Source organism: Microcoleus sp. CAWBG640 (assembly GCF_020883015.1).
In the GTDB taxonomy this organism is placed as follows: Bacteria; Cyanobacteriota; Cyanobacteriia; order Cyanobacteriales; family Microcoleaceae; genus Microcoleus; species Microcoleus anatoxicus.
The window spans coordinates 25,497-41,963 of sequence record NZ_JAHRFC010000032.1 but is presented as its reverse complement, the minus strand read 5'-3'; the positions used below and the strand labels follow the sequence as shown (position 1 = coordinate 41,963).

The window sequence follows — 16,467 nt, the reverse complement described above, 5'->3', positions numbered from 1 at the left end:
TGTTGATTAGACTTCTTTAAAAAAGTAAGTCTTGAACAGGCTTTCTGGTCTGTTGCACAATAAATATGGTCGATGTCTATTAGATTGTTGTGTCTATCCCGGTCTGATTTGGTAGTGAGAATGCTTCTCCTCACCATGAGGTTGAATAGCTAAGGGTCGATTCTTCAATTCTTTTGTCTCAAATCTAAAATTGATAATGGAAGTTTACTGCACGCGCCCAGGATGTCCGCGCCCTCAAAACTATTTTCCCGATCTCGATGACAGTTCGCTGCTGAAAACTGTGCAGCAAAGGTATTGCAAAACCTGTGGAATGCCCCTGATTCTGAGCGGCCGCTATTTGCCGGTCAGGCTTTTGGGTCAAGGGGGTTTTGGGGCTGCCTTTCTGGCTCGCGATCGCTATACTCCGGCGATGCGTCAGTGCGTTGCTAAACTGTTGCAACCGTCGGTGAGTCTGACTCCGGCACAACTAACAATCGCTCAGAATCTGTTTGAACGGGAAGCGGCGGTTTTGGAAGAACTGGGCAACGAACACCCGCAAATTCCGAGTCTGCTGGCTTTTTTTGAGTTGACTGTTCCCAGTTTGCAGGCGGGGAAAACCGATCAGTTTTTCTATCTGGTTCAAGAATTTATTGATGGTGAAAATTTGGAGCAGGAACTGGCTGTAAAAGGCAAGTTTTCGGAATCGGAAACGGTGGAAGTATTGCGGGGAATTTTGAAGGTTCTCGATTTTGTTCACTCTCGCGGTTCGATTCACCGGGATATTAAACCTGCTAATATTATGCGGGGGAAAAATGGTCGGCTTTATCTATTAGATTTTGGGGCGGTTAAACAGGTAACTCAAAGTGCTGGAAGTGCTAAAGCTTCTACTGGGATTTATTCTTTGGGTTATGCTCCCCCAGAACAAATGAATGGCCAAGAGGTTTATCCGGCTACGGATTTGTATGCTTTGGGTGTGACTTGTATTACTTTGCTGAGTGGTTTGCAGCCGACGGATCTGTTTGATAGTTACAGAAATGAGTGGAATTGGCGTTCGCGGGTGCAGATTAGCGAGCGTTTGGCTCAAGTTCTCGATCGTATGTTATTATCAGCTCCCAGCCAGCGTTTTCAATCTGTGGCCCTGGTGGAAGCTGCTCTCAAGTCTGGGCCTCAACCACCTTCTCAACAGTCTACAGTCGTCGTGGCACCGCCTCCGATAGGGACTCCGCAGCCCCCTGGGATCGCACCGCAGCCTCTGCCTCCTACGGTAATTCCTGGGACTCCTCCGGGAGGCTTGCAACCTTCGCCGAGAGGGTCTTTTTCGATCTGGGAGGTGTTGTCGGGGGCGGCGTTTACGGGTTTTGAGGGAGGGTTGCTGGCGATCGCCCTGACGAGTTTATTGCCGTCTCCAGGGCTCAGTATGGGATTGTTGGGGATGATTCTGGGGGGTTTGATTTATGGCCAGTATCGCCGAACGCTGGAAGTAACTGAGATGTTGACTATTGGCGCTGGTACTCTGGCTTTGTTGGTGTTTTTCCCGGCTTTGCGATCGGCGGCAACTGTGATTTATCCTGGTGCTACTATCATGGGCGTGTTGTTTGTGGGGTGGTTGGGGGCTTTAGGTGCGATCGCTGCAACTGCTATATTTCGTTTGATTTATAAGTTTCTTTCTCATCTTTTTTAACTTGGTTATTTGTTATTGGTTATTTGTTGTTTGTTATTAGTTATTAGTTATTTATGACTAACAAATAACTAATAACTAATTAGCTTGCGGGCTGTTATACCGTTTCCGGTTGCATCGGAATGATTTAACCACAGAGAACACAGAGAACACAGAGATATCAGAGAGAAATGAATAATTCCGATGAAGATAGGAATTGATATTAATTAGTCACATCAACTAATAATCAATCAAATCTAAACGGGAAAATTCCTCTACTTTTGTTTCGGTCAAACGTTGTTTTACTAGCTCTAATGCTTCTTGTTTTCGATTCAACCAAATTGATTTTAAGCCAGCATTTATAGCACCGCAATAATCTGCTTTGAAACTATCGCCGATATGCACAACATTTGCAGCAATGCAGTGGTGTTTTTGCAAAGCGGTAGTGAAAATTTTTGAGTCTGGTTTGGCCGCACCAACTTCGGTGGAAATGGTCACTGATGTGAAATATTCTGCTAAATTTAGTGCTTTTAATACGGCATAAAGTCGTGAATCAAAATTCGAGACTACGGCTAATTCTATTCCTTGTTGCTGCCACCTATTTAATGCGGGTAACACATCGGGATAGACAAACCAAGGTTCGGCGGTGGCAAAATGAGCGTACAGTTCGGCAAAGAAATGGGGAAAGTCTGAGAATTGATTGAAAACGCCTGCTATTTGAAAAGCGTTAGCGCAAACTGCTTGCCACCATTCAAATTCTAGTTGGGGAATTTTGGCTGATTCTATTCCGGGAAATGCCATCGGAGTTGAGTTGGCAAAACTTTGGAAAAATGCTGTATTTAACTCTTCGTTAGAAACAGTTATTCCCCAACTGCGGGAAAATTTTCCGTAGACTTCGCCGACGCTACCGCGCACGTCAAATAGTGTACCGGCGGCATCTAAAAAAATTACTTTTGTCATTTGTTATTTGTTATTTGTTATTGGTTGTTGGTTGTTGGTTGTTAGATACTTCGGCGGTTGAAACCGCTACTATACAAACAAAGTCCGCCTACGCGGACTAATGAATACAGTTAATTGTCAAAAATTAATAATTAGCAATTAACCATTAAGTTTTTAACAAATCTTGAATCGGTCTGCTAATCCAATTGAAACCAACTTTCACTTGATGGTCAAAGGTTGGCATTCGATAGAGATAGGCTAAGCGGCGAGCAATGTGGGCTAGTTGTCCGTCGAGTTGAATTCCTAAACCTGCCATGGTGGCGTTGTCTATTCCTAATGTCATCATTTCTCCTAGCGGCTGATACCGGAAAGGAAGTAAAGGCCGACCGGTGAGGGAAGCCCAGATGTTCCAGGCTGTGTAGTCAGCTTGCTGGAAGGCTACTTGGGCTGTGCTGGGAACTTTTTGGCCGCTGGCGTCGTGACATTCGGCTATATCTCCTAGGGCAAATATGTCTGGACGATCGACTATTTGCAATGTGGGGGTAGTGATTAGTTGACCGCGTTGGTTTTGTTTGAGAGGGAGCGATCGCACTGCTTGACTAACTTGAGTTCCTACTGTCCACAATACTATGTCTACTGGCAGAATATCTAATTGTCCTTTGTACATTAAGGAAATTGTGTCTGATCCGATCGAGTCTACGCTGGTTTCTAAGTCGGTCCAAACTTGTCGTTTTTCTAAGGCTTTTGTGGCTGCGTCTCGGTTGAACTCCGGCGATGTCCGCAAAATCATGTCGCTTTGTTCGACTAACCGCACGCGACCTTTTTCTCCGAGTCGATCGGCTAGTTTGCAAGCCAATTCTACTCCAGAATAACCGGCACCGACGATCGCCACCCGAATTTTGTCGGTATTTTTGGCTTCTAAAAATCGCAGTCTTTCTTCTAGTCGGTAAGCGTCCTTGAGTGTGCGAAATGAATAAGCATACTCAACTGCACCATTGACCATATCTAGAGGGGTTTCACCTCCTAAAGCTAACACGAGGCGATCACACGCAAATTCTGGGCCGTTGTGTAATTGGACTCGTTTTGTTTCTAAGTCGATGCCACAGACAGTGCCTTGACAAAAGCGCACCCCTGTGTTTTCTAATAGTTCGGTAAAGGGTGGGGCAATTTCCCAACTTTGTAGTTCGTTGGTTAGGAGTTCGTACAGCAGGGGCACGAACAGGAATCGATCGCGGCGATCGACTAGGACTATTTCGGGTTTTTCGGCTTTGGGGAAGGGTAACTGACTTAAACGCAGGGCCGTGTAGAGTCCGCCGAAGCCTCCGCCAAGAATGCAAATCCGGGGTTGTTGTTGAGTCATGGTGTTTTGAGGGGCGATCGATTCTGGGCAACTTATTTATTGTAACGAGATGGGGAGTGGGAGAGGGGGGGAGTGAAAAAGAGGGGGAGTGGAAGAGAGGAGATAATTTTGATTATTGCTGCTTCCCCCTCCCGATAGAGGTAATTAAACCCAATACAAGTTACGAATTTTCACAGAAGCAAAAAATCAGGAAGACTGAGGCTAAAGTTAGGTCGATCGCTGTTTTTGCCTCGATCCCCACCCCTGTCTTCCCGCTGCTACCAGTCTCAGACGATCGATCCCGTGCCAAAACCTCTGTTTATCCCAAACCCTAGCCTCCACTGTATTTCCGACTCTATACATTTCCCTATTAGCGGCTATCAAATTTTCTGAATGTTTAAACAACAAATTATATACTATATTAATCAATAAGGAATTCTTGTTTTAATCAAATTCACTTTTTATGGGCCATCTACTTTAATATTTCAACCCGCACTCACCAGCGTAAAAAAATATGCAAATTTACTCAAATTCATCTAAAGTTACGGATGGCGCAACCCCCAGTGAAGCAGATTCATTTTTGTTAAACAGTGAAGAAACATATAAAACTTTAGTGGCTAATATTCCTGGTGCTATCTACCGTTGTATCTGGGACTTGAGCGACCCCACGGCTGGTAAACGGAGGATGGCTTTTTTGAGCGAGGCGATTCAAGAAATATCAGGCTATCCCGCCTCGGATTTTGTTAACGATCGCGTCCGTGATTTTGCTAGCATTATTCATCCTCAAGACCGCAAGAATGTCGAAGCTTTGTTGCTGCAAAGTGTGGTATCTAAAACTCCCTACATCCTGGAATACCGGATTGTCAGACATGACGGCGGTATTAGCTGGGTTTATGAAAAAGGCAAACCTGTTTATTGCCAAGTAAAAGAGGCGAATTTGGCATCTAATTCCCAGGAAATACCAAGGGAATTAGATTTAAAAACAGAAATAGAAAATGGTAATATCAGCGATTTGAAATCAGCAGAAAAATTTCGGGATTCCTTAGTCTCCTACCCTGGCCAAATCCCTGATTCGCAGTTGGTAGTGGTTTGTTTCGACGGGGTAATTTTGGATATTACCGATCGCAGACAGACAGAAGAAATACTCAGGGAGAGGGAAAGTTATTACCGCTGCATTGTGGAGACTGCTTCCGAGGGCGTTTGGATGTTTGACTCAGAAAGCAAAACGACTTTTGCTAATTCTCGGATGGCAGAAATGCTAGGGTATACAGTGGAGGAAATTCAGGGGCGATCACTCTTTGAATTTATTGACGACAATACTAAGGAAATTGCCAATATTTACGTGCAGCGACGACGCCAAGGTATCCGGGAACGCCACGATTTTCAGTTTACTCGCAAAGATGGCTCTCACTTGTGGGCGATCGTCTCTGCGACACCGATGTTTGATGTCAACGGCGAATTTTCTGGGGTTTTGCGGATGATTACTGATATTAGCGATCGCAAACAAGCCGAAGCGGAATTGTGGCAAACCCTCCAAGAACTAGAATTTGAAAAATTTGCCTTGGATCAATCTGCGATCGTCTCGAATACCGACGAGTTCGGCGCTATTACTTATGTCAACGACCAATTTTGCGAACTCTTTAAATACCATCGAGAAGAACTGATTGGCAAAACTCACCGACTGGTCAATTCTAGCTATCATTCTGCCGATTTTTTCAAGCAGCTTTGGTCAACCATTCGCCAGGGCAATGTTTGGCGGGGAGAGATGAAAAATCGAGCTAAAGATGGCACATATTTTTGGTTAGATACTACCATTGTACCTTGCTTAAACGCCAAAGGAGAACCCCATCAATATGTAGCTATTCGCAAAAATATTACTGCTAGAAAAAAAGCCGAAGAAGCAGTGCGACTTTCTGAAAGTGAATTGAGGACTAAAAATCAAGAACTGGCCAAGGCTCTGCGGGATGTGCAGCAAACTCAAAGCCTGATGGTGCAAAATGAAAAAATGGTCAGCTTGGGGCAATTGGTAGCCGGAGTAGCTCACGAAATTAACAATCCAGTCAGCTTTATTTACGGCAATGTCATGCACGCTGACGATTACTTTCAAGACTTGTTGAAAATGCTGCTACTTTATCAGAAAGAATACCCGGAACCCACCGAAGCAATTCGAGAAGAGATAGATGATATCGATTTAAATTTTATGCTTCAAGATTTGCCAAAGCTCTTAAATTCGATGAAAATGGGAGCTGAGCGAATTCGCCAAATTGTACTCTCGCTGAAAAATTTTTCACGGTTGGATGAAGCAGGACAAAAGCACGTAGATATTCATGAAGGTATTGACAGCAGTTTGTTGATTTTGCAGCATAGGCTGAAAGAAACGCCGGGACATCCTAAAATTTTGCTAGTCAAAGAATACGGCGATTTGCCTTGCGTACAGTGTTATGCTGGGCAATTGAATCAGGTATTTATGAATATTATTGGCAATGCCATTGATGCTTTGGAAGAAGCTATGGAAACTGGGCAGTGGGCTGAGGATGTGAATTCATTTATTCCTTCTTGTCCTTCGCCAACGTTGCGGATTTGTACGGAAGTAAAGTATGAACCGGACGTGTTGATGGAGAGAAACAATGTTGTTTATGATGCTTCTAGCCGCAATCCCACTCATATTGTAATTCGGATTGCTGACAACGGGCCAGGAATTCCAGCAGCAGTTCACCAAAGGCTGTTCGATCCTTTTTTCACGACAAAAGCACCGGGAAAAGGGACTGGTTTGGGGCTGTCGATTAGTTATCAAATTGTAGTGGAAAAGCACGGCGGACAGTTGCATTGCTATTCAGCGCCCGGTCAAGGAACCGAATTTGCGATCGAGATTCCTATAGTTAGCAGTCATTAGTCAGTTAACCAATTCCTAATGGGTGCATTTCAATGAGTGCAAATATATTGGTACGATGCTCTAGCATGACCGCTGTAAATCTTTGGTTATCATTAATAAATTGTCTGCGGTCATGCTTCGCCCTTACACAATCGGGATGCTCCCTTCCCAATTCCCCATTACCCCTTACCAATTTCTATGAAATATCATGTAATTTACGACGGCAATTGCAATCTCTGCGTCACCTTAGTGCAGCTACTGGAAAACTTAGATCGAGGTCAGAGATTTGAGTATATTCCTATGCAATATTTACAGGAATTAGAGCATTTTGGCATAACTTCTGGTGACTGCGAAATGGGGATGATTTTGATAGATAGTGACACACCTCAACGGCGTTGGCAAGGTAGCGATGCGGCGGAGGAAATCGGGCGAATATTACCCGGAGGTGAGGTGTTTGTGGCTGCTTACCGTGCCATTCCGGGGATGAAATGGATGGGCGATCGCGTTTACGAACAAGTGCGGGATAATCGCTATACTTTATTTGGCAAGCGTTCTACCACTTACAAATCAGTTTATGCTATTGGCTGTCGGGCGATCGACAATTGCGATCGTAGCAAGGACTAAAATCCTTGCTACTAACCTGTTCTTAGTCAGGACTTTAGTCCTCAAAAACCAGGTTTGTAGTCAGGAATTTAGTCCTCAAAAAGATGGATTAAAGAGATTGAATATCTCCTGGCAAAAATGTTTGAGTTTTTGTGCCGACTCCGCAGCAGGTTCGGTTGGGCCCAGAAAACTCCAACTTTCCACAGTAGAAAAACGCCACTGTTGACCAGTATGATCGTAGCCGGCTGCTTCAACTCCGATCGCCCGCCGAGATCCTTCTACCGGATCTTGGTAAAATCGGATTTGAATCAGGATGCTGCGGCTTTGTAACAAGCGACTTCTACCTGGAAAATGAAAGCCAATGTCAATGGAATCGGGATCGACAAGTTCTCTAGTATCTGCGTCATTCATCCAAGGTTTCAAATCGACTTTCACATCCGGGAATTCCGATTTGAATAAATTAACAACCGCAGCAATTTTGCTCGTAAGTTCAATATTTTTAGCTTGTTCGGCAGCGTTCACTGGCAAAACTCCTATCAAATACACTTATGACATTTAGCTAACAATGTAACTGCATACTGCCGAATCTAGACTGTAAACAGCGGACTTTTTCCCAGATAATTAGACATTGACAAATTTTTAAATATATGTTAATCACTCTTAGTCTGCGGAGGCAGACTTCGTTCGTGTAGACGCGGTTTCAACCGCCAATTGCGTGTTTGATTGCCCCAGAGATCCCCCTAAATCCCCCTTAAAAAGGGGGACGAAAGAGAATGCTCTTGTCCCCCCCTTATTAAGGGGGGTTAGGGGGGATCTCCGGGTTGAAAAACACGCCAATTCCCTTAATCCAACGGCAGGGCGATCGCAAATTCTGTCCCTTCCCCCACTACCGAATCACAAGTCAGTTTGCCACCGTGGGTTTCTTCCACAATTTGACGACTGATAGATAAACCCAACCCCGTACCCTTTCCAACACCTTTAGTCGTGAATAAATGGTCAAAAATCCGCGCTACAACTTCCTCAGAAATTCCCCTGCCATTATCTCCAATCTTAATGACAACTATTTGATGCTCGTCATCAATTTGAGTTTTGATAGTAATGATATTAGGCGCGAGTTCAATCTCATCAAAACTCCGACCTTTATTTGCTTCTTCAAAACAGTCGATCGCGTTTGCCAGAATATTCATAAACACCTGATTCAACTGTCCCAAATAACACTTAACTTTCGGGAGATTTCCATACTCCTTAACCACTTGAATCAGGGGACGGTCGGGATTAGCTTTTAAGCGATGCTGTAAAATCATTAAAGTGCTGTCAATCCCTTCATGGATATCTGCCGATACTTGTTGGCTAGTGTCAGCACGGGAGAAGGTGCGGAGAGATGTGCTAATATTGCGAATGCGATCGCACCCAACTTTCATCGACCCCAACATTTTCGGCAAATCTTGTATAAGATACTCTAAATCAATATCTTCAGCATCCTGTTCAATTTTTGAGCTTGGAGCTGTCACTTCTTCCTGATATAACTTCAAATGGTTAATCAAATCAGCAACACTCCTATTAGCTTCGTTAATATTCCCCGAAATAAAACCAACCGGATTATTGATTTCGTGAGCCACACCAGCCACTAAATTACCCAAAGAAGACATTTTTTCACTTTGAATTAATTGCAGTTGTGCTTGTTGCAGTTCCACAAAAGACTTTTCTAACTGTTGAGATTTTTCTTGCTCGCGAGCGTACAAACTAGCATTCTCAATCGCAATAGCAACTTGAGTAACTAAAACCTTTAAAACTTCTACCCTGTCGGTGGTAAAAGCTCCGGCTGTTAACTTATTTTCTAGATAAATAATCCCTTGCAGATGGGATTGATAAATAATTGGCAAACACAGAATTGATTTAATTTGAAATTCTCTAATATAGACATCTGCCTGAAAAAATTCAGCAACAGTCCCATTCTCCAATACCAGAGGCTGTTGACTGCGAAAAACATAGTTAATCACAGAAATTGGCAAATCTTTACTGTTTTCCAAGGGCATAGATTGTAAAACAGTTGCCGTGCTATCTGTAGAATTACCTACTGCTTCAATGCAGAGTCCATCGCCTTTAAGCAGCAACAGCACGACTTTTTGAGCCGCCGCGTTTTCTAAAAGGATTTTAATTAATTTTGTCAACAAGTTTTCGAGAACTATTTCACTGTTAATCGCTTGCGAAGACTTAATAAAAGTAGTCACGTCCAAGAAATCGCCTAAACCATTGCTGGTAGTGCTTCCAGTGGTAGTGCGCGTGACATCGAGAGTTGGAGTTTCTGCCACCCGCGTTTGTGCTACTAAGAAAGAATGTATTGACTCTAAGTGTTTAACTTTCGCGAGAGCTCCCCAGCGGATATAACCGTAATAAGCTTTCGTCAAATATGCTTGAGCAACTATCTGTTTCCCCAGAGATTGATAGAATTCTCCGGCTAATTCATAAGCTAAGGCTTCATCTTGGATGTAACCGTTTTTGGCTGCTCCTTTAATAGCTAAATCATAATAATCCATAGCCGCAAGTTGATCCCTGAGAAGTCGCGCTTTTTCTGCTTCGACTAACTCGTACTTGTGCTGATAATTCATGGGTGCATGGTAGGCCCACTTTTTCAGAATTTGCTGATTAGAATTAACAATAGCTAGGTATTGTTCTTGATTATCACTGTCAGGATAGTGAGCGAGGAGAGCCAGCGAATAGTAGAAATTGTGTACCCCAACAGTGATTAAGCCGATCGCCCCATCTGCATATTCTACCGCTAATTTACCGCTAGCAACAGCCCCAGCATCATCTTTAAATAAATAAAGCAGCATTAATTTAGCAACATAAGCTGCAAACAGCGACATTCGATTATTGTCTTTCTGCCAAGACGACATCACAGCATTTTCATCCAACCCACCGCTAACTAACCTTACATTCTCCGCTGTTTGGCTTCTTAAGCTTGAAGCAATTACTTGCCAAATTTCAGCATAACCTATGGCAAAATCGTGTTTGTTTGTGAGCAAAAACTGCATATATACGGCTTGTTTATATTCGACATACTCTAGCGATTTTCCCACCAAAAATAAATTGCTAACATAGTGCATACAATTATAAATAGCCCATTCTAGATCGCCAGTTTGCACACCAAATTTCATTCCTTCCAGGAATGAATCAAGTGTATTCCAAGTAGGCTCTTTCCAGATTCTTATATGACCATTAAACATTACATAAACCTTAGCTTTTTGTTGGCTAGCATTGAATTGTTCTAGCAGCTTTAAAGCAATGAGTCCAGAGTAGTAGCCAGCTTCGATGTCACCTTTGATGCCGCACAGCATCATTCCATAAAGAGTATAGGGAAAAGTAGCCAATGCTGAATGACCGTGATCGATACAAAGATTGACCATAGTCAAGACGAGCGAGGACACAATTTCTGGTTTGGCAATATAAGCAGGAGGATAGAGGGCTGTCAGGATTTCCATAGCTGCCAGTTGATAGGGATCTGTCATAATTGGCAGGTTTTCTAATTCCTCAATTCGCGGCAATTTTGGTACTGCTATATTTTGGTTGTCTAATAGGCTTATTCCCAGCATTGTCAGCATTTCTAGACCAGTTTCAACAGCTTTTAGCATCAGGCTTTGAGCCTGATAAAATAATATTTTTAACTGATACATTTTCACTAAATCTAGCTGGTTTTTAGCCGATCGCAAAACCACTTCAGCCAAAATTTCTGCTTGTTTGAAGTTACCATTTAAGTATTCAGCTTCTGCTGTTGACTCGTAAATTGCTAACGCTAATTCATACTGACTTTGCCAACAATCCGCTGGCAATAATTCCATAGCCACCCGCAAATATCTCACAGCCGCTTCATAAGCATTAGCCGCCTTTGCTTTGCGTCCAGCAGTTAAATTTAATTTTGCTAAATCAATCTTTTCGACTAGCTGGCTAATCATGTCAATTCCGATATTCAATTGATTGACAATATCAAAGATGTTTTCTTCTAGCTTTTCGGGTGGAGTATTTTGTAACAGTAATTGACCGATTTTTAAATGGGTAGATTGCTTTTGGTTTTCGGGAATGAGCGAATATGCCGCTTGCTGAACGCGATCGTGCAAAAATTTGTAACTAACCCGTGAAGTATCTAATTTGAGATTAATTGATTCCGATTTGTCGAAAACTAAAGGAATACGATAAGCATCGCTCAATGGCAGAATTAACCCAGCTTGCAAGGCTGAATAAAGTTCAGTGGCTGTAGTATTAGCTGACTCTTCGCTGACCAGTGACAGCACATCCAGAGCAAATTTATCCCCCACGCAAGCTGCTAATTTCAACACTTCTTGCGTGGCTGCGGGGAGCTTTTCAATGCGACTAGCTACCAGTTCCACCACACTTTTATCGGTAATGCCAATGGCCTGAATTTCATCGATACTCCAATTCCAACCTCCTTTACCTTCCAAGAGACTAAAGTCGAATTTCAAAAGATTGTCTTGATAAAGTGCTTGGAGTAGTTGCGTCAAGAAAAAAGGATTACCGCCAGTTTTATTACAAATTAATTCTGCTAGATTTCCGACTTTTTCTGTGATGTTGTTAAGTGTTTCAGCAACTAATTCAGTTACATTGTCCAAATCCAGTGGTTGCAGTACAATATTGTTGACAACCGTCCCTGTTTTTTCAATTTCTTCTACAGTTTGAATCAAAGGGTGAGTTGGACTAACTTCGTTATCGCGATAAGCACCGATGAGTAACAGATATTGCTGGTCGGGGTCGGTTATCAGTGTTTGCATTAACTTTAATGTTGCTGAATCTGCCCACTGCAAATCGTCTAAAAAGATCACTAACGGATGTTCTTTTTGGGCGAAGATGCGAATAAATTCTTTAAAAACCCGATTGAAGCGATTTTGCGATTCTACAGCGCCTAATTCTGACACTTCTGGCTGTTTTCCAGCGATTAATTCAACTTCAGGAATTACATCGGCAATTACTTTGCCGTCTGTGCCTAAAGCTGTTAAAATTTTGGTGCGCCATGTTTCTATAGAAGCAGCGTTTTCGGTTAGCAACTGGCGCAGCAGGGAGTTAAATGCTTGAATTAATGAGGCATAAGGAATGTTGCGTTTGAATTGGTCAAACTTGCCGCTGATGAAGTAACCTTTTGCCTTGGTAATCGGTTTGCTAACTTCGTTGACGACGGCAGATTTGCCGATGCCAGAATAACCAGATACTAGCATTAATTCGCTTTGGGAATGGGCAGATTTTTCGGTGTTTTGGTTGGGTGATAAAGATTCGATTGAAAGGTTTTTTTGGTTGGTGAGGGCGGGTTTTTCAGTATTTGGGTTGGGTGGCAAAGATTCGGGTGAAACCGCCCCTACACGTTCAAATGCTGCCAATAGTTCGTTGACTTGTTGTTGTCTACCATACAATTTTTGGGGAATTAACAATTGGCTGAGAATATCTAAGCGACCTGGATGAAAATATGCTATTTTTCCTGTTGTTTCTAACTGCTGCAAACAAATTTCTAAATCTGCTAACAATCCCGCTGCACTTTGATATCTTGATTCGGCGTTTTTTGCCATTAACTTCATCACGATATCTGAGGCTGACGGGGGAATTTCTGAGTTGATTTGATGTGGCGAAATTGCTTGAATTGCAATGTGGCTGTAGACTATTTCTAACGGGTCACTGCTGGTAAAAGGCAAACTACCTGTGAGCATTTCATATAAGGTGATTCCGAGGGAATAAAAGTCGGTGCGGTAGTCGAGGGTGCGGTTCATTCTCCCGGTTTGTTCGGGAGACATATAAGCTAATGTGCCTTCTACTGAGTTGGGATTGTTAAATTGCGGGTTTTCTTTGTTGAGTTTAGTAGCAATGCCAAAGTCGGTGAGTTTAACTTGTTTGGTTTGGGAGTTGATTATGATGTTGCTGGGTTTGATGTCTTTGTGAATAATGTGATTTTGGTGCAGGTATTCTATGGCTTTGACGATTTGGATGGCGATGTCTAAAAAGGATCGCAGACTCAGCCTCTCTTTTTGGATAAGTTGTCCGAGAGATTCGCCACCAAAGTCCTCTAAAACCAGTCCTAATCGATTGTCAAAGGTTTGGATACTCATGGCTTTGACAATTTGTTCGTTGTCTAAATCTTTGCGGATTTGATATTCGTGTTTGAGGCGAGTAATGGCATCGAGTGTGGGATATTCGGCTTTGAGGATTTTGATAATTATGGAAGTCTGGTCTAGAATTGTATGGGCGCGATAGATAATTGTTTCTGCACCTTCATTGATATTAGAATTAATTTGGTATTTTGAAATAATTTGCATAGATTTATTTAAAGTAATATAGGATTATATTTTACCTAGAGTATCGCTAATTTCTTTAATATTAATGTGATATAGATCGCCTTTTTTTATGCCCTAAGTCACAAATAATAGATAGCACTAACTTTTGTAGGGGCAATCCCACACCCGGTTGCCCCTAGATGAGACCCCCATACACCATCCAGGGTCTTTACCGGAATTGCTGTTTAAATTGCGGAGTTTCAATCTTGTACAACTGTAACTTCACTCACATGAACAATGGATTCGGGGTCGGGTAAAATACGGACGCGGGCAAATTTTAAACCGCTGACTCCTTGCAGCGATTCCACCATCCCTGTTTGAATTTTTGATTCTACCCAACCTTCGCGAGACAAGTAGCGCAAATATTGCTGGTACTCTTCCCATTCGTCTTCGGTTGAATAAACTATAGTCAACATTCCTGACTGGGTAATTCGCTCTTGGGCGTCTTTGTCAACGGCTTTTTCGATGCGCTTTTTGACAAGTTCGTAGCGAATGTCGCGGGTGCCTTTGACATCAAACATTTTTTCTGTATTTTCGTTGTGAAAAATGTCGATAGTGGTATTCTGTACTAAGACTAAATGTGCGAGTTCCATATTAATTTGCGAATCTGCTTGCAGGCGAAATACCGTGCGCCCGCAGTCGCAAATTGCTCGTAGTTGTTCGTAACGCAAACTGTGGAGATGAAACTGACTGAATCTGCTATCTATAGATTTGCCAACATAAATCATGTGATCCATGCCGTCGGTACATTCTATGTCGCAGTAGTGGGGGAGAATTTTCTGCATTCGGTCTTGCCAGCGTGTCCAAGTTTCTTGGAGTTCGCTAGTAATTAAATGTAGCATTTCATCGTAGCGAGTGCGATCGCAGTAAACGCAGTTGTGTTCGTTTTCACAAGCTACTCGGTAAGCTTCCACTGCCTCCTGAACTTTCGGCCCGCACTGCAAAAAATAGTCAAAATATACTTCTAAATGTTCGTTCAAATACTCCGCTGCTCGCACCTCCATATCAACTGTTATTTTTTCTTTTAAATGCTCAATATAGTCTAGTAAATCGAGGCGTAGTTGCTGACCGAGGTGAGTAGTTTGTGTTTCACAAACGACATCAACTATGTCTAAAGCTAAGTGAAATTGTTCTAGTAAATCAGTTTGAATGGCTCGATTTCGCTCGTCGCTAGAACCACGAATATCGGAAATTCCAAACAGTGGATAAACTTCAGAAAATACTATTGTTTCCTGTGGTAGTCCCCAACTTCGTCTTTCTGCTTCTTGGATGAAGCGCCATTCGACGGAGGGGTGGATGTTGTGGATGTGGCTAAACCGTTGCTGCATGGCTTGCCGCAGGGCTGCTATGAAGGCGGGAATGAGTTCTTGGGCGTGCTGGGAGTCAATGCGGTTGAAGTGGTTTGGCCGATCGCATAACATTCCTACTAGGCCCAAAATCCGCTGCACGCAGCCCTCGCGGGTGACAGTTTTGACCACTAGGGGTACCAGTAGCATCGATCGCACGCCCATTTTTCGCAAAGCCCGATCGCATTCGGTGTCGCATTCTCGGCGTAAATCGGGGACATTCCAAACTTGATTTGCCGCCGTTGCTTTCAAAAAATGAGAAGATTCTAGGGAGTCCATTGAATAAACTACGGGCTGCAAATGTTGGCCGCCTTTAGCCACTAATATCTGTACCTGTTCGCCGTCAGGGCGCAGCAGCACAGTCCCATCTGCATTAAAGAGCGATCGTAAACAACCATCTATTCTTTCAAATTTGTCTGGGCGCAGCATGGAATCGCGATCGATTAATAACTGCGTCAGCCGCCTAATTTGTTCCTGTATGGTGACATCAAAACCTTCGAGTACCAGTAAACCTTCTACTTGGTAATTATCCAACTGCAAGCGATCGCCTAAAATCGCCAATTGATTCGACTGCATCAACCAAGATTCTCGTTCGTTTACTGGCATTAAATTCAAATGTAAATCCGCAAATTCATCTATCTTTGGGTCAATTCTTGCAATTTGCAACTGTTCCGAACCCAGCCAAAATTCGACAAATCTTGGTTCAGGGTGTACCCGATTTTTTACAGTAGCCATCACTGGTTCGTCGAGGACTCGCAAAGCTGCGAGGTCAATTTGATAAGATTGTTTAAATACCCAGTGCAAAAGATGGCGGCGGTATAATTTTTCCGCTGTTTTGGTGTCCCACTCCTCGAATAGTTCGAGCAAAGTAATACCCATTCCTGCAAACAAACCGCCTAGTGGCCCATTTCCCAGGGGTGTTCCTTCCCAGCCAGCCAAACGACAGAAAGCTGCGTTAGCATACCGCAGGGCAAAAGTCCTCGGCTCGATTACTGCTATTAAAACGCGACGGTTGCCGAGGAATTGAAACACCCACTGCAAGTCTTGTTTCCATGTTTTCAACCGTTCAATTTCGGCAGATTCATTCGGTACTCCAGCAGCCAAAGCTTGCAGTAGCTGTTCCATATTAACTTCGCTTTGCAAACTGTGATTATCTTGATCGGTGGAGTCTATATTTGCGGGCATGAGTGACTTGGCGGAGTTATTGCTGCTTTGACGAGATGAGGATTTAGGAGTAGACATGAGTAAAACACCTGAAAACAGTGAATTTTGCCAATAATAATCTTGGTGAGCCGGAATTTAAGGATTTGTGAAGAAATTACAGCCTGTTTATAAAGCTTTTGTCTGGGAATCGAAAACTGGCTATTTTCCCAGGGCGATCGGGCCCATAAACTTTGACTTTT

Annotated in this window: 8 protein-coding genes; 3 read left to right on the top strand and 5 right to left on the bottom strand. The window is 43.1% G+C overall.

The window, feature by feature from the left end:
• The first annotated feature begins 196 nt into the window (after window positions 1-196).
• A complete protein-coding gene (locus AAFP11_RS16995; protein WP_341738135.1) occupies window positions 197-1,660 on the top strand; it encodes a serine/threonine-protein kinase in 1,464 nt (487 codons plus the stop codon).
• Window positions 1,661-1,876: 216 nt separating this feature from the next.
• Here the strand turns inward: AAFP11_RS16995 and AAFP11_RS16990 are convergent, their stop codons facing one another.
• Together AAFP11_RS16990 and AAFP11_RS16985 are read right to left on the bottom strand one after the other, a co-directional pair.
• Window positions 1,877-2,596 carry an HAD-IA family hydrolase gene (locus tag AAFP11_RS16990; RefSeq protein WP_341738134.1) on the bottom strand — a complete coding sequence of 240 codons (720 nt, stop codon included), beginning with the start codon at window positions 2,594-2,596 and terminating at the stop codon, window positions 1,877-1,879.
• Between the two features lie 145 nt (window positions 2,597-2,741).
• Window positions 2,742-3,935, bottom strand: a complete 1,194-nt coding sequence (locus AAFP11_RS16985) for an NAD(P)/FAD-dependent oxidoreductase (RefSeq protein WP_341738133.1) — start codon at window positions 3,933-3,935, stop codon at window positions 2,742-2,744.
• 493 nt (window positions 3,936-4,428) lie between these two features.
• Here AAFP11_RS16985 and AAFP11_RS16980 point away from each other — a divergent pair, with 493 nt between their 5' ends.
• Both AAFP11_RS16980 and AAFP11_RS16975 read left to right on the top strand, forming a co-directional pair.
• Window positions 4,429-6,807: a PAS domain S-box protein gene (locus AAFP11_RS16980; protein ID WP_341738132.1), complete on the top strand. Its 2,379-nt coding sequence runs from the start codon at window positions 4,429-4,431 to the stop codon at window positions 6,805-6,807.
• 177 nt (window positions 6,808-6,984) lie between these two features.
• Entirely contained in the window at window positions 6,985-7,410 is a 426-nt protein-coding gene (locus tag AAFP11_RS16975; protein ID WP_341738131.1) for a DCC1-like thiol-disulfide oxidoreductase family protein, read from the top strand.
• A 75-nt stretch (window positions 7,411-7,485) separates the two neighbouring features.
• Here AAFP11_RS16975 and AAFP11_RS16970 read toward each other — a convergent pair whose 3' ends face one another.
• The 3 genes from AAFP11_RS16970 to AAFP11_RS16960 all read right to left on the bottom strand — a co-directional run bounded on the left by AAFP11_RS16970 (window position 7,486) and on the right by AAFP11_RS16960 (window position 16,306).
• Entirely contained in the window at window positions 7,486-7,911 is a 426-nt protein-coding gene (locus AAFP11_RS16970) for a hypothetical protein (RefSeq protein ID WP_341738130.1), read from the bottom strand.
• 320 nt (window positions 7,912-8,231) lie between these two features.
• Complete coding sequence (locus AAFP11_RS16965; RefSeq protein WP_341738129.1) at window positions 8,232-13,700, bottom strand: AAA family ATPase; 5,469 nt, start codon at window positions 13,698-13,700, stop codon at window positions 8,232-8,234.
• Window positions 13,701-13,918: 218 nt separating this feature from the next.
• Window positions 13,919-16,306 carry a GAF domain-containing protein gene (locus tag AAFP11_RS16960; protein ID WP_341738128.1) on the bottom strand — a complete coding sequence of 796 codons (2,388 nt, stop codon included), beginning with the start codon at window positions 16,304-16,306 and terminating at the stop codon, window positions 13,919-13,921.
• Window positions 16,307-16,467 lie beyond the last annotated feature (161 nt).